The 21,022-nt window shown below is 41.1% G+C and carries 21 protein-coding genes; 13 read left to right on the forward strand and 8 right to left on the reverse strand.

Annotated elements, in window-relative coordinates; genetic code table 11:
- Window positions 1-3 precede the first annotated feature (3 nt).
- From scpA to LA313_RS15990, 9 genes are all read left to right on the forward strand, one after another.
- Entirely contained in the window at window positions 4-2,085 is a 2,082-nt protein-coding gene (gene scpA / locus LA313_RS15950) for a methylmalonyl-CoA mutase (protein WP_228916778.1), read from the forward strand.
- 108 nt (window positions 2,086-2,193) lie between these two features.
- The gene (locus LA313_RS15955; RefSeq protein WP_228916780.1) at window positions 2,194-3,075 is read left to right on the forward strand and encodes an SDR family oxidoreductase; all 882 of its coding nucleotides are present in this window, start codon (window positions 2,194-2,196) and stop codon (window positions 3,073-3,075) included.
- 167 nt (window positions 3,076-3,242) lie between these two features.
- Window positions 3,243-6,074 (forward strand): M16 family metallopeptidase, encoded by a 2,832-nt coding sequence (locus LA313_RS15960; RefSeq protein WP_228916781.1) that lies wholly within the window; start codon window positions 3,243-3,245, stop codon window positions 6,072-6,074.
- A gap of 153 nt (window positions 6,075-6,227) precedes the next feature.
- A complete protein-coding gene (locus LA313_RS15965; protein ID WP_228916784.1) occupies window positions 6,228-6,992 on the forward strand; it encodes a ParA family protein in 765 nt (254 codons plus the stop codon).
- A 6-nt stretch (window positions 6,993-6,998) separates the two neighbouring features.
- A complete protein-coding gene (locus LA313_RS15970) occupies window positions 6,999-7,904 on the forward strand; it encodes a ParB/RepB/Spo0J family partition protein (protein WP_228916786.1) in 906 nt (301 codons plus the stop codon).
- Window positions 7,894-8,478: a DUF5683 domain-containing protein gene (locus tag LA313_RS15975; protein ID WP_228916788.1), complete on the forward strand. Its 585-nt coding sequence runs from the start codon at window positions 7,894-7,896 to the stop codon at window positions 8,476-8,478. The genes LA313_RS15970 and LA313_RS15975 overlap by 11 nt, the downstream gene beginning before the upstream one ends.
- On the forward strand, window positions 8,478-9,185 hold the full coding sequence (gene dapB, locus LA313_RS15980; protein WP_228916790.1) for a 4-hydroxy-tetrahydrodipicolinate reductase: 708 nt from the start codon (window positions 8,478-8,480) through the stop codon (window positions 9,183-9,185). The genes LA313_RS15975 and dapB overlap by 1 nt, the downstream gene beginning before the upstream one ends.
- 32 nt (window positions 9,186-9,217) lie before the next feature.
- The gene (lepB, locus tag LA313_RS15985; RefSeq protein WP_228916792.1) at window positions 9,218-10,786 is read left to right on the forward strand and encodes a signal peptidase I; all 1,569 of its coding nucleotides are present in this window, start codon (window positions 9,218-9,220) and stop codon (window positions 10,784-10,786) included.
- 8 nt (window positions 10,787-10,794) lie between these two features.
- Window positions 10,795-11,427 (forward strand): WbqC family protein, encoded by a 633-nt coding sequence (locus LA313_RS15990; protein ID WP_228916794.1) that lies wholly within the window; start codon window positions 10,795-10,797, stop codon window positions 11,425-11,427.
- Here the strand turns inward: LA313_RS15990 and LA313_RS15995 are convergent.
- The 7 genes from LA313_RS15995 to LA313_RS16025 form a co-directional block, all read right to left on the reverse strand.
- Complete coding sequence (locus LA313_RS15995; RefSeq protein ID WP_228916796.1) at window positions 11,416-12,453, reverse strand: endonuclease/exonuclease/phosphatase family protein; 1,038 nt, start codon at window positions 12,451-12,453, stop codon at window positions 11,416-11,418. The genes LA313_RS15990 and LA313_RS15995 overlap by 12 nt on opposite strands.
- Window positions 12,453-13,364 carry a rhomboid family intramembrane serine protease gene (locus LA313_RS16000; protein WP_228916798.1) on the reverse strand — a complete coding sequence of 304 codons (912 nt, stop codon included), beginning with the start codon at window positions 13,362-13,364 and terminating at the stop codon, window positions 12,453-12,455. Before LA313_RS16000 ends, LA313_RS15995 begins: the two co-directional genes overlap by 1 nt.
- A complete protein-coding gene (locus LA313_RS16005; protein WP_228916799.1) occupies window positions 13,364-14,131 on the reverse strand; it encodes a rhomboid family intramembrane serine protease in 768 nt (255 codons plus the stop codon). Before LA313_RS16005 ends, LA313_RS16000 begins: the two co-directional genes overlap by 1 nt.
- Window positions 14,132-15,988 carry a DNA mismatch repair endonuclease MutL gene (mutL, locus tag LA313_RS16010; protein WP_228916801.1) on the reverse strand — a complete coding sequence of 619 codons (1,857 nt, stop codon included), beginning with the start codon at window positions 15,986-15,988 and terminating at the stop codon, window positions 14,132-14,134. It abuts the gene before it with no gap.
- Entirely contained in the window at window positions 15,989-16,288 is a 300-nt protein-coding gene (locus tag LA313_RS16015; protein ID WP_228916802.1) for a hypothetical protein, read from the reverse strand.
- Window positions 16,289-16,400: 112 nt separating this feature from the next.
- A complete protein-coding gene (ribH, locus tag LA313_RS16020) occupies window positions 16,401-16,898 on the reverse strand; it encodes a 6,7-dimethyl-8-ribityllumazine synthase (protein ID WP_228916804.1) in 498 nt (165 codons plus the stop codon).
- An 8-nt stretch (window positions 16,899-16,906) separates the two neighbouring features.
- Window positions 16,907-17,680 (reverse strand): tetratricopeptide repeat protein, encoded by a 774-nt coding sequence (locus LA313_RS16025; protein WP_228916807.1) that lies wholly within the window; start codon window positions 17,678-17,680, stop codon window positions 16,907-16,909.
- Window positions 17,681-17,818: 138 nt separating this feature from the next.
- On the opposite strand from LA313_RS16025, the gene recF reads away from it, so the two are divergent.
- The 4 genes from recF to LA313_RS16045 all read left to right on the forward strand — a co-directional run bounded on the left by recF (window position 17,819) and on the right by LA313_RS16045 (window position 20,492).
- Window positions 17,819-18,898, forward strand: a complete 1,080-nt coding sequence (gene recF / locus LA313_RS16030; protein WP_228916809.1) for a DNA replication/repair protein RecF — start codon at window positions 17,819-17,821, stop codon at window positions 18,896-18,898.
- The gene (locus LA313_RS16035; protein ID WP_228916811.1) at window positions 18,895-19,326 is read left to right on the forward strand and encodes a lipocalin family protein; all 432 of its coding nucleotides are present in this window, start codon (window positions 18,895-18,897) and stop codon (window positions 19,324-19,326) included. Before recF ends, LA313_RS16035 begins: the two co-directional genes overlap by 4 nt.
- Window positions 19,310-19,606, forward strand: a complete 297-nt coding sequence (locus LA313_RS16040; RefSeq protein ID WP_228916813.1) for a DUF721 domain-containing protein — start codon at window positions 19,310-19,312, stop codon at window positions 19,604-19,606. The genes LA313_RS16035 and LA313_RS16040 overlap by 17 nt, the downstream gene beginning before the upstream one ends.
- A gap of 241 nt (window positions 19,607-19,847) precedes the next feature.
- Window positions 19,848-20,492: a protein-L-isoaspartate(D-aspartate) O-methyltransferase gene (locus tag LA313_RS16045; protein WP_228916815.1), complete on the forward strand. Its 645-nt coding sequence runs from the start codon at window positions 19,848-19,850 to the stop codon at window positions 20,490-20,492.
- 48 nt (window positions 20,493-20,540) lie between these two features.
- Here LA313_RS16045 and LA313_RS16050 read toward each other — a convergent pair whose 3' ends face one another.
- Entirely contained in the window at window positions 20,541-20,960 is a 420-nt protein-coding gene (locus tag LA313_RS16050; protein ID WP_228916817.1) for a nucleoside-diphosphate kinase, read from the reverse strand.
- Window positions 20,961-21,022: the final 62 nt, after the last annotated feature.

Consider the following 21,022-nt stretch of genomic DNA (forward strand, 5'->3'; position numbering starts at 1 on the left):
AATATGAGAAGAAAGGATCTTCAGCATTTAAAGCTAAAAACTAAGGTAGAAAACGCAGTTAAACCTGAAAATTCTTATGCCTTTCAAGATCTGCCTCATTTAAAATTTGCTGCAGGTATTCCTCCATATTTACGGGGGCCATACAGTACCATGTATGTTACCCGCCCCTGGACCATTCGCCAGTACGCCGGATTCTCAACTGCTGAAGAAAGCAACGCCTTCTACCGCAGGAATCTTGCTGCCGGTCAAAAAGGACTTTCTGTTGCCTTCGACCTTCCCACTCACAGAGGTTATGACAGTGACCATGACCGGGTAGTAGGAGACGTGGGAAAAGCAGGAGTTGCAATAGATTCGGTGGAAGACATGAAGATCCTGTTCGACCAGATCCCGCTGGACAAGATGTCGGTTTCCATGACCATGAACGGTGCCGTACTGCCTATTTTGGCTTTTTATATTGTTGCAGCTGAAGAACAGGGTGTAAAACCCGAACAACTTTCAGGAACCATTCAAAATGACATTTTGAAGGAGTTTATGGTACGAAACACCTACATCTACCCTCCTACTCCTTCTATGAAGATCATTTCGGACATTTTTGAGTATACTTCCAGGAACATGCCTCGCTTCAATAGCATAAGTATTTCGGGATATCACATGCAGGAAGCGGGTGCCACTAGCGAAATAGAACTGGCATATACCCTGGCAGACGGCCTGGAATATATTCGCAAAGGCCTTAAAGCCGGAATGGACATTGACAGCTTCGCACCAAGACTTTCTTTTTTCTGGGGAATAGGCCTGGATCATTTCGCTGAAATCGCAAAAATGCGAGCTGCAAGAGCGCTTTGGGCAAAAATGGTAAAGCAGTTCAATCCCAAGAATGAAAAATCTCTCGCACTAAGGACCCACTGCCAAACCAGTGGCTGGAGCCTTACCGAGCAGGATCCTTTCAACAACGTAGCCCGCACCTCGATTGAAGCCGCAGCCGCAGCCTTTGGAGGAACACAAAGTTTACACACGAATGCATTAGATGAAGCCATTGCTTTACCAACAGATTTCTCTGCCAGAATCGCAAGAAATACGCAGTTACACCTGCAACAGGAAACCCAGATCACAAAAACTGTGGATCCATGGGCAGGAAGTTATTATGTAGAAGCTTTAACAGATAAAATTGCTCATAAAGCCTGGGAACTTATTGAAGAGGTAGAAAACCTGGGTGGAATGACCAAAGCCATTGAAGAAGGTATCCCAAAACTAAGGATTGAAGAAGCAGCGGCAATTAAACAGGCCCGGATCGACAGTTCACAAGACATTATTGTGGGGGTCAATAAATTCCGCAGGGAAAAAGAAGATCCTATAGTAACCATGGAAGTAGATAACCAAACGGTGCGCAGGCAACAAGTAGAGCGCCTAAAACAATTAAGGGAAGAAAGGAACCAGGAAGAAGTTAGGTCGGTCCTGGAAAAATTAACTTCTGCAGCCAAATCGGGCGAAGAAAATTTATTGGCTCTGGCCGTAGATGCTGCAAGGAAGAGAGCTACTCTTGGAGAGATAAGTGATGCACTTGAAGAAGCTTTCGGCAGATATAAAGCACAAATAAAATCATTTAGCGGCGTGTATTCAAAAGAGATAAAAGACGACTCTGCCTTTAAAAAGGCAAGAGAAATGGCTAATCAATTTGCCGAGCAGGAAGGCCGCCGGCCAAGGATCATGATCGCCAAAATGGGTCAGGATGGTCACGATCGCGGAGCAAAAGTTGTAGCCACAGGTTATGCCGATGTAGGTTTTGATGTGGATATAGGTCCCTTATTTCAAACTCCTGCCGAGGCTGCAAAACAAGCTGTAGAAAATGATGTACACATTCTGGGGGTTTCTTCCCTGGCTGCAGGTCACAAAACATTAGTGCCGCAGGTGATCGAAGAACTAAAGAAATATGGAAGGGAAGATATCATGGTGATCGTGGGCGGAGTGATCCCGTCCCAGGATTATCAATACCTTTTCGATGCCGGTGCAGTTGCGGTATTTGGCCCGGGCACAAAAATAAGCGAGGCAGCCATTCAACTATTGGAAATTCTAATTGATGAGAATTAGATAGGAAGGTTTAGGTTGTAGAGTTTAAATTTTAAATTTACATTTTCGGCTCTTTTTTCAGTTCTTACTTTAGGACATTTTACTTTAAACACAACTAAAAACTAAATAATGGATTTTACTCAAAAAATGCTTAGGGATGATGCTCTCAAAGGAAAAAACATAGTTGTAACCGGTGGTGGTAGCGGTCTTGGCAAGGCCATGACCAGATATTTTTTGGAGCTTGGCGCTAAAGTTGCCATTACCTCAAGAAACCTTGAAAAACTTGAGACCACCGCTAAGCAACTTGAAGAAGAAACTAAAGGGGAATGCCTGCCCCTCCAGTGTGACGTTAGACATTATGATCAGGTTGAGAATATGCTGCAGCAAACCGTCGAAAAATTTGGTTCTGTGGATATTTTGCTGAACAACGCTGCCGGAAATTTTATTTCTCCCACAGAACGGCTAAGTGCCAATGCCTTTGACACTATTATTGACATAGTTTTAAAAGGCAGCAAGAACTGCACTTTAGCTTTTGGAAAGCACTGGATCGACAAAGCAGAAAAAAACAAAACGGTTTTAAATATTGTCACTACTTACGCCTGGACAGGCTCTGCTTATGTAGTGCCAAGTGCCACCGCTAAAGCCGGGGTGCTTGCAATGACCAGGTCTCTGGCTGTGGAATGGGCAAAATACGGCATAAGAATGAATGCCATTGCTCCCGGGCCCTTTCCAACTAAAGGTGCCTGGGACAGGCTACTCCCGGGTGACCTGAAGGAGAAATTCGACCTCGCAAAGAAAGTTCCTCTCAAACGGGTTGGGGAACATCAGGAACTGGCTAATCTTGCTGCTTACCTTGTGTCAGATTTTTCAGCTTATGTAAATGGAGAAGTGATCACAATTGACGGTGGCGAATGGCTAAAAGGTGCAGGACAGTTCAACCTTCTTGAAGCTATTCCGGAGGAAATGTGGGATATGCTGGAGCAGATGATAAAGTCTAAAAAAAGTAATTAATTATCACTTTCTGAATTACTTTAAAAGGTTCTCAGAAAATAAATTTTTGGGAACCTTTTTTGGATATTATCGCCAGAATATTCAATAAAGAAAAAATCATTTAAACTATTAAGTCATTTTAATTACTATATTGAAAGCTTTAATAATCCTTTAACAAATAACCAATAATGAAAAAGCTCATTTTAGGAGGGATATTAGCCTTCTTATCTATTCCTTATGGAAATTTAACCGCTCAGGAAGCCCAATTGCAATCCACCACAATTCCCACAGATCCCTCTGTTAAAACCGGAGTTTTGGAAAATGGTCTTACCTATTACATCAAAAATAACGGTAAACCTGAGGATAAGCTTGAACTGAGGTTAGCGATCAATTCCGGTTCTCTCCTTGAAGATGATAATCAACAGGGACTTGCTCATTTTGTCGAGCACATGAACTTCAATGGAACCAAGAATTTCAAAAAGAATGAGCTGGTAGATTATCTCCAGAGCATTGGAGTAAAGTTTGGTGCAGATTTAAATGCTTACACCAGTTTTGACGAAACAGTATATATCTTACCTATTCCAAGCGACAATCCTGAAACTCTCGAGAAAGGTTTTCAAGTTCTTGAAGACTGGGCTCATAATGCAACCCTAACCGAAGAAGCAATTGATGGAGAGCGAGGAGTAGTTCTGGAAGAATACCGTCTTGGGTTGGGTCCAGACAAGAGGATGATGCAGGAATACCTGCCCAAACTCATGTACAATTCGCGATATGCAAACAGACTTCCTATTGGTAAAAAAGAAGTAATCGAGGGAGCAGATTACGAAACTGTGAGAAACTATTACAGAGACTGGTACAGACCAGATCTTATGGCAGTGGTAGCAGTAGGTGACCTCGACATAAACACAATTGAAGCTAAAATTAAAGAACATTTTTCCAGGCTGAAACCGGTGAAAAATCCCAGGGAAAGAAAGGTATTTAATTTACCAAATCACGAAGAAACTTTTATTTCTATAGCTTCTGATGAGGAAGCTCCGTTTAGTCGTGTGCAGGTTTATTATAAAGATTTAGAGGAAGCTAAAGATATTGTTACAGTTGCAGATTATAAGGCTCAAATGGTAAAAAGCCTATTTTCTACAATGATAAACAACCGTCTCAATGAACTTCGTAATAGTCCAAATCCACCTTTCACCTATGGCTTTTCATATCATGGCGGAACATTTGCCCGAACAAAAGACGCGTACCAGTCTACTGCTATGACGGGTGAAGGTAAGCAACTTGAGGCATTAAGAGCTTTGTTGGAAGAAAATGAAAGGGTTAAGCGATATGGCTTTAACCAAAGTGAATTAGATCGTGCTAAAAAAGAATATGAGGCGCGTTTGGAGCGGCAATATGAAAACAGAGACAAAGAGGAAAGCGACAGATTGGTAAATCAATATGTAAGTCATTTCCTGGATAACACTCCAATTCCGGGAATAGAATGGCAGTATGAGTTCACTCAAGAAAATCTTCCTGAAATTGACCTTCAGGATGTTAACGGACTAATCTCCAGTTTTCTTCATGACGATAATCGGGTAGTAATCTTAACCGGACCTAAGAAAGAAGGTCTAGAGCAAGTAAAAGAGGAGCAGGTATTGGCTCTACTGAATGAAGTGCAGACCGCCGATCTTGAAAAATACGAAGAAGAAAAACTCCGTGAAAATTTGATCACAGAAGCACCTCAACCGGGAAGCATTGTAAAAGAAATAGAAAATGAAAAAGTTGGCTTTAAAAAATTACAACTAAGCAATGGCGCTACAGTAGTTTATAAAAAAACAGATTTTAAGAACGACGAAGTGCTTTTTTCTGCATACAGCCCGGGAGGTTCATCTCTAATGTCCGATGAAACCTACCTTTCCACTGCACTAGCTAACAGCGGGTTACCTGAAGCAGGAATTGCCGATCTGTCTTTAAATGACATGAGCAAGATGCTTAGTGGTAAGATTGTATCCGTTCGACCTTCCATCTCCAGCTATTCCGAAAATTTAAGTGGTTCTTCAACTCCTAAGGATATGGAGACCTTATTTCAACTGGTACATTTATATTTTACAGACCTCAATAAAGATGAAGAAGCCTACAATTCCTTTGTATCTAAACAGAAAGGTTTTCTCGGAAATCTAATGGCAAATCCAAACTTTTACTTTCAGAACGAATTAGGGAAAATAAGGAACGAAGGAAATCCACGTTACATGGGATTCCCAACTGCTGAAAAATATGATGAGCAGAATTATGACCTTGCATATAAAAATTATCAGGAAAGATTTGCCAACGCAGCAGATTTTACCTTCTACTTCGTAGGAAACATAGATGAAGAAAAATTAAAAGATTTTTCCAAAACATATCTGGCAAGCCTGCCATCTTCAGGAGCAAAAGAAGAGTACCGGGCACCGGATTTTCGTCCTGATAATTCTTTTCAAAAAGCTATAGTTCATAAAGGTACAGATCCAAAAAGCCTGGTAAACATCAGGTGGAGTGGTGAAACCTCTTACGAATCATCAGAAGATTTTGCCATTGGAGCATTGGGGGAGATTCTTACAATTAAACTGGTAGAACAACTCCGGGAAGAAGAAGCGGGAGTATACGGTGTAGGGGCACGAGGAAATCTAAGCAAAATACCATACGGTTCGTATAGCTTTAGTATCTCCTTTCCCTGTGGGCCGGAAAACGTTGATAAATTAACAGAAGCAGCTCTAGCAGAGGTGAAAAAAATCAGGGAAGAAGGACCGACGGATAAAGACATGGCAAAACTGAAAGAAACATATACTGTAAAGCATAAGGAACAGGTTAAACAAAACCGTTACTGGTTGCAACAATTAGAAACTGCAGAGCGTGAAAACAGAGATATTGCCGAAATTCTGGAGTTCGAAGAAAAATTGAAAGCACTTTCCTCTAAAGACATTCAAGAGGTAGCACAGGAATATTTGAATGAGGATTACTTGCTGGGAATTTTAATGCCCGAAGTGGCGGAAAATGAACAGTAGATTTTTAGGCTAAACACATTCTATTCTAAGGTTTTAAACCGGCAGCAGCTCTCCAGAGTTACTGCCGGTTTTTTCTTTTATAACCTGTTAACAAAAGAATTTTATATACCTGCAATAAATTGTATTTTTACCCTTTAAATCCAAAATAATTGAATGGGTAAGATCATTGCCGTTGCAAATCAAAAAGGAGGTGTAGGGAAAACTACAACTTCGGTAAATCTGGCTGCATCCTTAGGGGTGTTAGAAAAAAAAGTTTTGCTCATCGATGCCGATCCTCAGGCGAATGCCACTTCGGGATTGGGAATAGATGTGGAGACAGTCGAGCTGGGCACTTACCAGTTACTGGAGCATTCCTGCAAGGCCGAAGAGGCCATCATGAAAACAGAATCTCCGAATCTTGATATCATTCCGGCGCATATCGATCTTGTTGCAATAGAAATTGAACTGGTTGACCAGGAAGAGCGGGAGTACATGCTTAAAAAAGCCATTGGGCACCTTCGGGAGAAATATGATTATGTTATTATTGATTGTGCGCCTTCCCTGGGTCTTTTAACTCTAAATGCCCTTACGGCAGCCGATTCTGTTATTATACCAATCCAGTGTGAGTATTTTGCTCTGGAAGGTCTGGGAAAGCTGCTTAATACGATCAAAAGTGTTCAGAAAATCCACAATGCCAAGTTGGATATTGAAGGCTTATTATTAACAATGTATGATTCGCGTTTAAGACTGTCCAACCAGGTAGTGGAGGAAGTGCAAAAGCATTTTGATGAAATGGTATTCAAGACAATCATTCAGCGAAATGTACGTTTAAGTGAAGCCCCCAGCTACGGGGAAAGTATAATAAACTATGATGCCGGCAGTAAGGGAGCAAGTAATTACCTTAGCCTGGCACACGAGATCATAAAGAAAAACTCATAGGAGAAGATGGCGAAGGCGACAAAGAAACAAGCTTTGGGACGGGGACTTTCAGCATTGCTGAAGGATCCTCAAAATGATATTAAATCGGCTGAAGATAAAAATGCCGATAAGCTGGTGGGGCATATTGTGGAATTGGAGCTGGACGCCATTGAGGTAAACCCTTTTCAACCCCGAACGAGTTTTAATGAAGAATCTTTGCGCGAGCTGGCATCTTCCATCAGGGAATTGGGAGTCATTCAGCCTATTACGGTAAGAAAGCTGGATTACAACAAATACCAGCTGGTATCGGGAGAAAGACGTTTTAGAGCTTCCAAACTGATTGGACTGGAAACGATTCCCGCGTATATCAGGATTGCCAATGACCAGGAATCGCTGGAAATGGCTCTTGTTGAGAATATCCAGAGACAGGATCTTGATCCCATCGAGATTTCACTTTCATACCAAAGGCTCATTGATGAAATTAATCTTACTCAGGAGCAATTAAGTGAACGAATTGGAAAAAATAGATCCACAATCGCCAATTACCTGAGGTTGCTAAAACTCGACCCAATTGTGCAGACGGGAATGCGTGACGGCTTCCTTAGCATGGGACATGGAAGGGCACTCATCAATATTGAAGATCCACAGGTCCAGTTGGAGGTTTATGAAAAAATTCTCGCTAACTCACTTTCTGTTAGAGAGACCGAAAAACTGGTAAGAAACCTGCAGGAGGGAAAACCTGAAGCGAAAACAACAGCCTCCACTCCCGTAGTTTCCAGGGATGTCAAGAAAAGCATCAAAGAGTTTTCAGAAAAACTTGGTGCAAAGGTGGATGTAAAGGTGTCAAAAAAGGGAAATGGAAAGCTAATTATTCCCTTTACTTCTGAAGAAGACCTAAATCGTATTAAAAAGATCATACAGGGTGAAGATTAAAAATCTCATACTACCCATAATATTTTCCCTGTTTTTCCTGAAGCTTTCTGCACAGGAGGATTCCCTGCTCATAGACCCGCAGCTCGTCATTGAGGAACCCGCATATAAAGCTTACGATCCACTCTCCCCTGCCCGCGCCGCATTTTATTCGGCAGTACTTCCGGGACTAGGTCAGGCCTACAACGGGAAATACTGGAAAATCCCTATTGTTTATACTGCTTTAGGAGTGGGAGTATATTTCTACCTGGAAAATGACCGGCAATATGACCGGTATCGCAGTGCATATAAAAGCAGACTTGCAGGAAATACCGATGATGAGTTCTATGATGAAAATGGTCAACAAAGGGTTTCGACAGACGCCCTGATTGAAGCCCAACGTTTTTACCAACGAAATAAAGAGGTTTCTGTAATGGTGACCCTGGGGCTTTATGCACTTAATATAATTGATGCAAACGTCGACGCGCACCTGCAACAATTCAATGTGAGTGAAGATCTTTCACTCCGGCCAAACCTGGATTACGATCAATTTACCGGTACCACAGGCTATGGTCTTACTTTAAATTTTAATTTTTAATGAAAATAGCTCTTTTAGGCTACGGAAAAATGGGTAAGACCATTGAAAGATTGGCTGTAGAACGCGGTCATGAGATTGTTCTAAAGATAAGTGACGACATTGAAAAAGCAGATCTTCAAAAAGCAGATGTCGCCATTGATTTTAGTGTGCCCGATGCTGCTTTTAAGAACATAACGACCTGCTTTGAAAAACAGGTTCCGGTAGTTTCGGGAACTACAGGATGGCTAAAACAGTATGATAAGGCCGTGGAAATTTGCAATGAAAATGAGGCTGCTTTTATTTACGCCTCCAACTTTAGCCTGGGTGTAAACCTGTTTTTTGAATTGAACAGGAACCTTGCGAAGCTAATGAGCAAATTTCCGGAATATAAGGTTGCTATTGAAGAGATCCACCACACTCAAAAACTGGATGCTCCAAGTGGTACTGCCATTACTCTAGCAGAACAGATCATGGAAAATTCAGAAAAAACCGGATGGCAGCTGGATAAAGCGGCGGACAATGAAATTCCTGTTACCGCTAAAAGAATTGAGAATGTTCCCGGCACCCACACAATTTCCTATAATTCTGAAGTTGACACGATTAAAATTGAGCATATAGCCCACTCCCGTGATGGTTTTGCACTGGGTGCTATTATAGCTGCCGAGTGGCTTCAGAATAAAAAAGGGGTTTACAGCATGAAAGATGTGCTGTTTAATGTAACAGATTAGCCATACGGTATACCAATAAATAAACTACGCTCATGACTTTTACAAACTGGATCCTGTTTGTCGCTTTAATTCAGCTAATTCATTTTGCAGGAACCTGGAGACTCTACAAAAAAGCAGGACGCAAAGCCTGGGAAGCAGCTATACCCGTATATAATGCCGTTATTTTGATGAAGATCATTAACCGGCCATGGTGGTGGGTTCTCCTGCTATTCATCCCAATTGTGAATCTTATTATGTTTCCTGTTATTTGGGTGGAGACAGTGCGTAGCTTTGGCCGCACTTCCACTACAGACACGGTACTGGCGGTGATCACCTGTGGGTTTTACATCTATTATCTTAATTATGTAAGTGATGTAAAATACCGTGAGAATCGCAGCCTGCACCCGGGCAGTGCTGCAGGTGAATGGATAAGTTCGATCCTGTTTGCCATTGTCGCTGCAACCATAGTTCACACTTACGTGATGCAGCCTTTTACAATTCCCACCTCCTCCCTTGAAAAAACTTTACTCGTGGGAGATTACCTGTTTGTGAGTAAATTCCATTATGGAGCACGTACGCCAATTACTTCGGTAGCGTTCCCGATGGTCCACGACACCATTCCTGTACTTGGGATTAAATCATATTGGAACAGGCCTCATATTCCCTATTTTAGAATACCGGGGTTTCAGGATATAGATCGCAATGACATTGTTGTTTTCAACTGGCCGGTGGATACCGTACGCCAGTTTAGGGATACTTCAGGAGAGCGTTACGATAAACCGGTAGACAAAAAATCTAATTATGTGAAAAGAGCAGTTGGTCTTCCCGGAGATTCCCTGGAGATCATTGATGGCAGGATCCATATAGACAATCAACCCTTGGAATTACCAGACCGCGCTAAACCGCAGTATTCATACACAGGGACTACAAAAGGCCAGGGATTTGATCCTTATACCCTGTACAAAATGTATGATATTACAGATGCTTTTTACCACGATCCAAACACCAATCAATTTTACATACAAGCTTTAACCGAAGAAACTTACGAAAGACTAAAGAACCATCCAAATGTAGCCTCGATCGAAAGGATCGTTAATCCTTCGGGACAGAAAGATGCGGGTATCTTCCCGAATAATAAAAGGTTCAACTGGAATCAGGATAATTTAGGCCCAATATATATTCCTAAAAAAGGAGCTACTGTAAAGATCACTCCTGAAACGGTAGGTTTTTACAGGCAAATTATCGAAACCTATGAAGGGCTGGAAATGGATAGACAAAGAAAGCTCACATTTAGTGGAGACAAGGTTCTTCTCAATGGCGCAGTTATAGATTCCTATACCTTTGAGCAGGATTACTATTTCATGATGGGTGACAACCGCCATAATAGTGAAGACAGCCGTTATTGGGGATATGTTCCCGAAAATCACATAGTGGGAAAACCGGTTTTTATATGGCTAAGTCTTGACCCCAATGCTTCAGGTCTTAGTAAGATTAGATGGGATAGAATGTTTACAACAGTAGGCGGACAGGGAGAACCTGTTTCTTATTTGCCTTACTTTCTGGTAGTTTTAGTGGGATTATTTGGATATAGTTTCTTCAGTAAAAAGAAGACCAAAAAATAACTTTTTTGATGCAGAAGCTCCTGTTACATCCCTCCTACTTTGGACCTGTTTCTCAATTTGTGGCAATGGTCAATGCAGAAGAAATTGTTTTTGAGAACGAAGATAATTATCAGAAACAGACTTACCGTAACCGCATGTACATCTATGGCGCAAACGGCAAATTACTACTTAATATACCTATTAAACATACCGGTGATAAATCTGGGCATCAAAAGTACCGGGATTTAAAAATTGAAAATGATTTTCCATGGCAAAAACAGCATTGGAAATCAATAGAAACCGTTTATCGTACCTCCCCGTTCTTTGAATTCTATGAAGATGAATTCTACCCGCTATACCATAAAAAGTTCGACTTTCTGATGGATTTTAATTACCACAGCCTTCATCTTACACTGGAGTGTTTGCAAATGGACCTAACCTATCAAAAAACCCGGGAATACTTTAAAACACCTTTAGAAGTAAAGGATGCACGTTTTCTTATAGAAGCTAAAAAAAAGCAAACCCAATCCTTCGAACCGTATAACCAGGTATTTCAGGAGAAATATGGTTTTCTGAATGACTTGAGTATCGTGGACTTAATCTTTAATGAAGGTCCTAACGCGCTGAATTATCTACAGCGGCAGGAAATTTCATTCCCCTAGCCTAAGAGTCGCAGTGATTGGAAAATGATCTGAATATGGAACCTCATAATTTCTAAAGGTGAGGATCTCCAATGACTCCTCCGGCAGAATAAAATCGATGCGCAGCGGAAATATCCCATATAGCTCAAAGGTCTTTCCGAAGCCATTTCCCGCTTCTTTATAGGCATCATTATGCCCAATATCCCTAAGCTCCTGGTAAATGTATGAATAAGCCGTATTATTGAAATCTCCAAGTATTATTGTGGGATATGGGCTGGAGAGCACAACATCTTTAACAAGTCTCATTTGTCGCTGCTGTCTCACGAAAGTTTGCCCCATACCAAGAAAGACTTTTTTTGACTGCTCCTTCTCAATAGTTCCCAGGTCGGGCTTAATTCCGAAAGACTGGAAATGCACATTCACCACTCTAATTGTATCTCCGTTTTTAACAATATCGGCAAAAGCAGCATTATTATTACTCTTAGTTGGAAAGTCGAGCGAACCGGAATTTATAATAGGAAATTTGGAAAATATTGCGAGCCCAAATTCGGCGTTCTTTTCTTTTAGTTTTATATACTTGTGAGGGAAGCTATTAGCAATATCCAACTCTCCTTTATAGTACTCCTGCATTGCCACCACATCTGCATCCTCCTTTTTTATAAAAGCTGCTATCTTCTGCGGAATATCCACATCTTCTGCCCAGCCATATTGATTGAACTGTCGCACATTATAGGTAAGGATCTTCAGCACATTGTCATCTACCAGGCCATCTTCATCTGAAGAAATCTCATATACCGAAGTGACGTGGTTAAAACCAATCAACAGGACCAGAAAAGAAAGAAGCGCCTGAGGCTTTAATCTAAACACCCAGAACAGCAGGCAAATGACATTAATAATGATCAAGAGCGGTACACCCAGACTAAATACCGAAAGCAGGGCAAAGCTACTGGGAGGAATGTAAGGCAGTAGATAAGCAAACAAAAGTGCTACCGCGAAAAGTATGTTAAGCAAGAACAAGAACCTGTCAAACCAGTTGAGACCTTTCATCAATTGTCTTTTCCTGCGTTGAATAAATAGTCCTTTTCCTGCTTGGTAAGGCTGTCATAACCACTTTTACTAATCTTGTCTAAAATAGCATCTATTTTTTCCTGTTCCTCTCTTTTGTTTCGGGCGCGAGTATTATAACCGGGAGAAGTATTCCCTGTAGTTTGCTTTTTGTGTACAGTCTTAAGATTGCTCTTTTTCTTTTGAGCACTGCTAGAAGAAAAAAGAGAACCTACCCAGTCAAGCAATTTTTCAAATCCTGCGGCGATATTATTGCCTTTTCCTAATTGTTTGGCGTAGAGATAACCAAAACCTGCTCCTCCCAGGTGAGCGAGATGTCCCCCTGGATTAGAAATAGGAATTTGGATTACATCCAGAACCACTAGGAAAGCGGCTATCCACCAAAGCTTGATACTACCAAGTAATATAAGTCTAACCCTCATGTGAGGAATATGGGTTGCAATACCAACAAGAATGGCCATTACAGCCGCAGAGGCACCTATAAGATAAGATCTTCCGGTTCCCTGGAAAGCAGGAAACAAATTGTAACTCGCCATGTAAACCAGGGCACCAAATATACCTCCCAAAAAGTAGAAATTCAGCAACTTTTTTGGCGAGAAATAATTGAGAAAATAGATACCCGAAAAATACAGGATCAACATGTTTGACAGCAAATGCCATATCCCACTGTGAAGAAAAGCATAAGTTATGATCGACCAGGGCTTAAAAAGGAATTCTCCCGGTTCTTTAGGAAAAACCAGCCACTCTAAAATAAAGTCTGCTTCAAAATTGAACAGAAAAGCGAGGGTTTTAAAAAAGAAAAACAGCACAAAAGCAAGAACATTGACCGCAATGAGCTTTTCGCTCACTGTAGCCATCTCGATCTTTGCTCTTATATTATTACTTCTCCTCATTAATCCCAGCGGTTTTGGTTAAACTGGTTCTTTTTCCAGTACCACATCATTATAAATCCAAACAAGGCACCTCCAATGTGTGCAAAGTGAGCGATCCCTCCTCCAAATATAGAATATCCAGTCAACCCGGAAAAGAGGTCAAGTGCAATTAATGCCGGAATAAAAAACTTTGCCTTAATAGGTACCGGTACAAACAGCAGAAACAGCTCTACATTAGGAAACATCATCCCAAACGCTACCAGTATACCATATATTGCGCCCGATGCTCCTACTACCGGGGTAATATAAGTTTGAAACATGGTCCTCAAAACATTCTGGTCCACCCCTTCGGGAATACTAAACTGGCCGTTGCTGACTATTGAAGCATAAGATTCACGCAAATACTGCTCTACCTCTCCGGCTCCCATTCCTGCGTCCAGCAGTGCACTGTATCCCGCCTGGAAGTGATAATAATTTACCAAAGTATGAATAATGGCCGCCCCTATTCCTGCCGAAAAATAGAAAAACAGGAACCTGTTCTTTCCCAGCACCTGTTCAATGGGACTTCCAAATGCCCACAGAGCATACATATTAAATAAAATATGGAATATGCTGCTTGGATCATGCATAAACATATGCGTGATCACCTGCCAAAATTGGAAATTATCATTTTCAATGAACCATAGGGAAAAAAGCTCATAGGCTTTATCTCCCAAAACCTGGCTCCCTATATAAACTATGACATTAATAATTAAAAGAACCTTTACGGTTTCGGTCATTCTTCCCATTTACATGAACTTTTTATCTAATTCGTCTACAGTTAAAGTAATAAATACAGGTTTATTAAACGGCGATAAAGTAGATTCTTTACAGGCAAAAAGGCTATTTACAATATTTTGTTGTTCTGCACTGTTTAACACTGTCCCCGATTTTACAGCCATTCCCCTAGCCAGGGATTTTGAAAGAGTGTCTACCTGTGAAAAACCCGATCCCGGCACTTCATTTTCCAGGTCCAAAAGCAGCTGTTCCAACAAGATCTCCACCTCACTTTCTGAAATTAAAGTAGGAATCCCGCTAATTTCTACTGAATCCTTTTTTACTTCTGAAAATATAAAACCGGTTTGCTCCAGGGAATCCTTGATCTCCTTGAGAAGCTCCATTTCATTGGTAGAAAACTGAATTTTTAACGGAAACAACAACTGTTGGCTAACTGCCGAAGTAACCGTAATATTTTTAAGTAATTCCTCATAAAGAATCCTGGTGTGCGCCCTTTGTTGATCGATTACCAGAATTCCGCTTTTTAAGGTGGTGACTATATACTTTTTGTTTAGCTGAAATGTAGTACTTCCGGTTTCTCCTGCATCTCCCAATCCAAATAGATTACCGGTGACCTCATCGCTTTCAAATTCCACCTGGGTAATTCCTGAAGAAGTTTCGTTCCCTTCCCCCTGTAAACCATTATAGAGACTTTGCCAGCTACCTGCAGCTTTTTCTCTACGAAAATTTGAAGAGTTATATCCACCTCCCGATCTTTCTGTGCGAAAAGGGTTAAAATTTGGGTCCACCTCTACTTTGGGAGGGGTTATTCCCTTCTGAGAAAACTCATAAGGGGTATCCAGGCTGGAATCCCTGTCAAAGTCCAGAACAGGCGCAACATTAAATTGCCCTAGGCTATGTTTTATTGAACTGCGTAAAATGGTATAAAGCGCATGCTCATCATCAAATTTGATCTCTGTCTTTGTGGGATGGATATTGATGTCGATACTCTTTGGATCAACATCCAGGTACAGGAAGTAACTTGGATAAGCTCTATCCTTTAACAGTCCTTCAAAAGCCGCAGTTACGGCATGATTGAGGTATGGACTTTTAATAAACCTTTCATTTACAAAAAAGAATTGCTCGCCCCTGCCTTTTTTGGCAAATTCAGGTTTACCCACATATCCGTGGATTTTCACTATTGCGGTATCCTCTTCTACAGGCACCAATTTTTCATTGGTCTTCCCGCCAAAAATGTTGACTATGCGCTGCCGGTAATTGGCTTCGGGCAGCTGGAATAATTCACTCCCATTGTGGAAAAGAGAAAACTGGATGGATGGATGCGCGAGGGCCACTCTTTGAAATTCATCAATAACATGTCGCAACTCTACAGTATCACTTTTAAGAAAGTTTCTGCGGGCAGGAATATTGTAAAAAAGGTTCTTTACACAAATTGTAGTTCCTACAGGAGTTACACAAACTTCCTGCGACACGACCTCACTACCCTCTATTTTTATACAGGTTCCTACTTCATCATCTTCCTGTCGCGATTTAAGCTCCACATGGGCAATCGCCGCAATAGACGCAAGGGCTTCCCCTCGAAAGCCTTTGGTTTTAAGACTAAAAAGATCTTCGGCTGTATTTATTTTGGAAGTTGCATGTCGCTCAAAACAGAGTCGGGCATCAGTAACACTCATTCCATTCCCATTATCGGTAACCTGGATGAGCGTCTTTCCTGCTTCCTTAACTAAAATCTTTATGTTAGTACCACCAGCATCAATGGAGTTTTCGAGTAGCTCCTTAATTACGGAAGCCGGCCTCTGTACCACTTCACCTGCTGCTATTTGATTGGCGACATGGTCGGGCAGGAGATGAATAACATCTGTCATTTAATAAGGATTGCTAAATATTGATAAATCAAAGTCTATGAACCACAGGAAAATAAGAACCAGGATGGCTATAATTACGAGTACCGTCTTATTGATCTCCCTGTTTCCACGGTGACGGCTACTTTCACGAGCCTGCTTCCATTGGCTGCCAAAATCTATGGCATTGGTAGCTTCTCTATACTTATTGAATTTGGAATCAAAATTAAAAACATTTCCGGTGTCCTTACCTTTATAGTAACGCGGCGTATAGTTATACCGATTGTTTTTCTTTCGAGCTGAAAAAATATTGAGTTTAAGCATTACTGTTCTTTATTTCCCGGAAACATCAAATTTACTTAAAAATGCTCAAAATTTCCGAAGATTAGGCGAGCAAACTCAACAACACAAAAACAGTGCCTTGATAAAAGAAGGATTACAAGCGGGAATCTTTGCGAAGTTGTGCCATTTTAATAGCCGCTACAGCCGCCTCAGCACCTTTATTCCCGTGCTTCCCTCCCGAGCGGTCAATAGCCTGTTGCATATTATGATCTGTCAAAACACAAAAGATCACAGGAATGTCGCTTTGCACATTGAGATCTTTGATCCCCTGGGAAACAGCTTCACAAACAAAATCAAAATGTTTGGTTTCCCCTTCGATCACACTACCAATTGCAATAATAGCATCGAGCATGTCGTAGGATTCCTGCATTTTTTTACACCCGTAGATCAATTCAAAACTTCCGGGAACATTCCAGCGAACAATTTTTCTCTCCAACACCTCATTTTCCAGAAGCACCTTTATAGCGCCCTGGCACATGTTTTCCGTGATATTTTCATTCCATTCAGAAACAACAATCCCAAACCTGAATTCCTTCGCGTTTGGGATTTTGTTCTTATCGTAGTTTGAAAGATTTTTTCCTTCTGTTGCCATAGTATTTTTTACTGTTGCATTGCCTGTGCCTGTCCCAGGTAAACCGCTACTCTGTTTGCTTCAACAGATTCGGGGTACTCATTCTGTATTCTCTCAAGATATTTTTCTGCAGTTGCACCATCTCCCAGTTTGATCGCTGTAACTGCAGCTTTCATAAGAAATTTAGGAGTAGTGAAATTGTTGTCTCTCATTGTGGCAGCCTCTTCGTAATATCCAAGAGCTTCTTCCGGCTGATCCAACTGAAGGAATGCATCTCCAATTCCACCTTTTGCAAGGGGAGCAAGGATCTGGTCATCACTCTCATAATCATCAAGAGCTTCGATCGCCTGTTGGTACTGGTTGGTATTAAGATAAGCCATACCCGCGTAATAGTGAGCTAAATTACCCGCATTTGTAGACCCGTAATTATCAATAATATCTACGAAACCATATTTACCCTGTCCTCCTGTCAAAGCCAGGTTGAAAAGAGAATCACTTTGTGCGCCAGATGCCTGCAGGGCATTGTCAAAATACTGCTGTGCCATGAACATCTCATTGGCAGCTTCGGCCTCTTTAGGTTCCTGGATGAATTCTTCATAAGCAAGATATCCAAGGATCGCCGCAGCAGCAACTCCAATAATTACAAAAATATATTTTTGGTTGCGAGCTACCCATGCTTCGGTCTTACTGGCCCCTTCATCAAGCGTATTAAATACCTCTGCAGTTGTTGATTCTTCTTCAACAGCATTTTGTCGCTCTTCTTTGTTATCGGGCTTATATCCTCTTTTCTTGTACGTTGCCATAAATAAACGTTAAATGAAGGGCAAAAATAGAATATTTCTTTAAAACTAAAAGGGAAATAAATTGTTTATTTGTGCTAATTTGCACTGTCTAAAGCCGCATCTGGCTTACGTATTTATTCTTCTGAATAGCAGTATCTTATGTTTCTCAAAACCCTTTCTTTACTCAACTACAAGAATTTTGACGCGGCCGATTTTGATTTTGACCCCAAGATCAATTGTATAGTAGGAAATAACGGAATGGGAAAAACGAATGTTTTAGACAGCATTTATCACCTTTCCTTCGGAAAAAGTTACTTCAACCCAATTACCAGCCAAAATATAAAACACGACGCCGATTTTTTTGTTGTAGATGGCATTTTTGAGAAGCAGGAGAGAGAAGAACAAATCATAGTAAGCGCAAAACGCGGACAAAAGAAAGTCATAAAGCGGAACAACAAACCTTACGAGAGATTCAGCGAACATATTGGTTTTATTCCCACAGTTATCATTTCCCCGGCAGATCGTGACCTTATAATTGAAGGTAGCGAAACCCGGCGCAAATTTCTCGACGGTGTCATTTCTCAAAGCGACAACAAATACCTCAATAACCTTATTGACTACGGAAAGATCCTCGCCCAGCGTAATTCCCTGCTGAAGTATTTTGCAGCCAACAACAGCTTTGACCGCGACACACTTTCAGTTTATGATATGCAATTGGAGGAACTGGGAAATAACCTGCACAAAAAGCGAAAGGCTTTCCTTGAAATCTTTATTCCAATATTTCAGAAGCGATATGCGGTTATTAGCAATGGCCGCGAGGAAGTAACCATCAGCTATAAAAGTCAGCTGGATGATGGGGATTTTAAAAATCAGCTTGAACAAAATCTTCAGAAGGACATGGCCCTGCAATATACAGGTGTGGGCACCCATAAGGATGACCTCATATTTGAAATTGAGGGTCATCCTATCAAGAAATTTGGATCCCAGGGACAGCAAAAGTCTTTTCTCATCGCTCTTAAACTTGCACAGTTTGATTTTATAAAAGAATTGAGTAAAGTCTCCCCTATCCTACTAATGGACGATATATTTGACAAGCTTGATGAGAACCGTGTAGCTCATATTGTAGACCTGGTTGCTACAGATGAGCTGGGACAGATCTTCATTAGCGACACCCATGACGACCGTACCGAAAAAGTTGTAAAAGGAACCGGACAAACCTATAAAATGTTTAACCTGTGAAAAAGGCCATTTTAATTCTCTTTTTAGGGATCACCTTAATATCATGTAGCAATTCCCCTCAGGAAAAGATCGACAACCTCAATGGATATTGGGAAATTACAAAGGCAGAACTGCCTGAAGGAATCACAAAGGAGTTCAAGTATTCCGAAATAGTAGATTATATTGAGGTAGACAGTACTTCAGGATTCAGAAAAAAAGTACGACCACAAATTGATGGCGGTTTTATTACTTCAAATGATGAAGAAATCTTTCAGGTAAAGCTTGAAAATGACAGTATTAATTTGTACTATTCTACTCCCTACGCAAACTGGAAGGAAACCCTACTTACTTCCGAAGAAAACAAACTAGTGGTTCTAAATCCCGATGGGATCATCTACACTTACAAACGATTTACCCCCTACTCCGGAAACTATGGCAAAGAGAATTAACGATCATATTAGCATAAGCGAAGCTCTCCAGGAATTTGTAAGCGACAACAAACTGCAAAAAGGCCTGGATAAGGTGCACGTACGGGAGGTTTGGAACAGCCAGATGGGTCCTGCCATCGAAAAATACACCACTTCCATCAAATTAGATCGCGACACTCTTCATGTACAGCTTAGTTCTTCTGTGCTTCGCGAAGAGTTAAGCTACGGAAAAGAAAAGATCGTAAAAATGCTCAACGAAGAGCTGGGAAAGGAGCTTATAAAAAAACTCATCCTGCGCTAGAATTTCGAGGTTTTAGGTTTTAAGCTGAATTCCGGTTACGTCATTCCGGCGAAGGAGGAATCTCTTTCTTATGACCTTATAATTTGAACTTCCCCTCTTAATTCCCCGAAAGTGACTCTGTAATTTCAATTGCTCCTGCCTTCTATCCACTGCCTTATTTAAATAAAAGAATCTTCTCATAACTTTTCAAAAAGGTCATTTTTTCCTTAACTTATTGAGCCTCAAAACAAAGTGAATAGGAATGGCTACCAAACAAGACATGATAGAGAATCAATTGAAAGGCCGCGGCATTTCAGACCCCAGGGTGCTCCAGGCGATGAAAGACGTTGATCGCTCCCTCTTTGTGCCCGAAGATCAACAGAATAACGTCTATGAAGACCGGCCGCTTCCTATAGGAAAAGATCAAACAATAAGTCAGCCGTACATTGTAGCTTATATGGCCGAGCAATTACAGTTGAAGAAAGACGAAAAAGTATTGGAAGTAGGTACCGGTTGTGGCTACAATGCCGCTGTGATCTCCAGGCTCACAAATCACGTTTATAGTGTTGAGATCATTAAATGGCTGGCAGATCTGGCCAAAGAAAACCTGGTAAAGACAAACTATGACAATATAACTACAAAACACGGTGACGGGTATTCGGGTTGGGAAGAAGTCGCTCCTTTTGATGCTATTTTTTTGACGGCCGCACCACCGACCATTCCCAAACCTTTAAAAGAGCAATTAAAAGTTGGGGGGCGTCTTTTAGCTCCCGTGGGGCGGCTAAACCAGAAATTGGTCATGCTGTACAAGACGGGTGAAGACACCTTTGAGAAGAAAAATTTGCTACCTGTACGTTTTGTTCCGATGACAGGAAAAGCAGATAAAGGTGGAACTTACGGAAAATAAAAAAACCACCCAAAAAGGTGGTTTTTCAATATAATTTCTAAAAAGGTCTTAGAACATTTCCCTTCCGGCAAAATGGAAAGCACCTTCTAATTGTGCATTTTCATCGCTATCACTTCCATGAACGGCGTTTTCACCTACAGAAGCAGCATATTTTTTTCTAATGGTGCCTTCGGCAGCATCTTCAGGATTTGTAGCCCCAATAAGAGTTCTAAAATCTTCAACAGCGTTCTCTTTTTCAAGAATAGCGGCAACAATTGGCCCACGGCTCATAAATTCAACCAATTCCCCGTAAAATGGACGCTCACTGTGCACTTCGTAGAATTTTTCGGCATCGCGACTGGTCATTTGCGTTAGCTTCATCGCAACAATTCTAAATCCTGAAGCAGTGATCTGCTCTAAAATAGCTCCAATGTGTCCTTTTTCAACTGCATCGGGCTTAATCATGGTGAAAGTTCTATTTCCTGCCATTTGTTCAATTTTTTAATTCGGGTGCAAAAATAGTCAAAACAATGCCATTTACAAGGCGCTTA

Source organism: Salinimicrobium sediminilitoris, assembly GCF_020866905.1.
In the GTDB taxonomy this organism is placed as follows: domain Bacteria; phylum Bacteroidota; class Bacteroidia; order Flavobacteriales; family Flavobacteriaceae; genus Salinimicrobium; species Salinimicrobium sediminilitoris.

Bases quoted from the DNA above. Each gene is read 5' to 3' on its own strand.
- ribH (WP_228916804.1), bottom strand. From the start codon at position 16,898: ATGGCAACAGAAGGAAAAAATCTTTCAAACTACGATAAGAACAAAATC.
- LA313_RS16045 (WP_228916815.1), top strand. From the start codon at position 19,848: ATGGCTACCAAACAAGACATGATAGAGAATCAATTGAAAGGCCGCGGC.
- LA313_RS15990 (WP_228916794.1), top strand. From the start codon at position 10,795: ATGCAGAAGCTCCTGTTACATCCCTCCTACTTTGGACCTGTTTCTCAA.
- scpA (WP_228916778.1), top strand. From the start codon at position 4: ATGAGAAGAAAGGATCTTCAGCATTTAAAGCTAAAAACTAAGGTAGAA.
- lepB (WP_228916792.1), top strand. From the start codon at position 9,218: ATGACTTTTACAAACTGGATCCTGTTTGTCGCTTTAATTCAGCTAATT.
- LA313_RS16015 (WP_228916802.1), bottom strand. From the start codon at position 16,288: ATGCTTAAACTCAATATTTTTTCAGCTCGAAAGAAAAACAATCGGTAT.
- LA313_RS16050 (WP_228916817.1), bottom strand. From the start codon at position 20,960: ATGGCAGGAAATAGAACTTTCACCATGATTAAGCCCGATGCAGTTGAA.
- LA313_RS15960 (WP_228916781.1), top strand. From the start codon at position 3,243: ATGAAAAAGCTCATTTTAGGAGGGATATTAGCCTTCTTATCTATTCCT.
- LA313_RS16025 (WP_228916807.1), bottom strand. From the start codon at position 17,680: ATGGCAACGTACAAGAAAAGAGGATATAAGCCCGATAACAAAGAAGAG.
- LA313_RS16000 (WP_228916798.1), bottom strand. From the start codon at position 13,364: ATGAGGAGAAGTAATAATATAAGAGCAAAGATCGAGATGGCTACAGTG.
- LA313_RS15995 (WP_228916796.1), bottom strand. From the start codon at position 12,453: ATGAAAGGTCTCAACTGGTTTGACAGGTTCTTGTTCTTGCTTAACATA.
- recF (WP_228916809.1), top strand. From the start codon at position 17,819: ATGTTTCTCAAAACCCTTTCTTTACTCAACTACAAGAATTTTGACGCG.
- LA313_RS16005 (WP_228916799.1), bottom strand. From the start codon at position 14,131: ATGGGAAGAATGACCGAAACCGTAAAGGTTCTTTTAATTATTAATGTC.
- LA313_RS15965 (WP_228916784.1), top strand. From the start codon at position 6,228: ATGGGTAAGATCATTGCCGTTGCAAATCAAAAAGGAGGTGTAGGGAAA.
- LA313_RS15970 (WP_228916786.1), top strand. From the start codon at position 6,999: ATGGCGAAGGCGACAAAGAAACAAGCTTTGGGACGGGGACTTTCAGCA.
- mutL (WP_228916801.1), bottom strand. From the start codon at position 15,988: ATGACAGATGTTATTCATCTCCTGCCCGACCATGTCGCCAATCAAATA.
- dapB (WP_228916790.1), top strand. From the start codon at position 8,478: ATGAAAATAGCTCTTTTAGGCTACGGAAAAATGGGTAAGACCATTGAA.
- LA313_RS15955 (WP_228916780.1), top strand. From the start codon at position 2,194: ATGGATTTTACTCAAAAAATGCTTAGGGATGATGCTCTCAAAGGAAAA.
- LA313_RS16040 (WP_228916813.1), top strand. From the start codon at position 19,310: ATGGCAAAGAGAATTAACGATCATATTAGCATAAGCGAAGCTCTCCAG.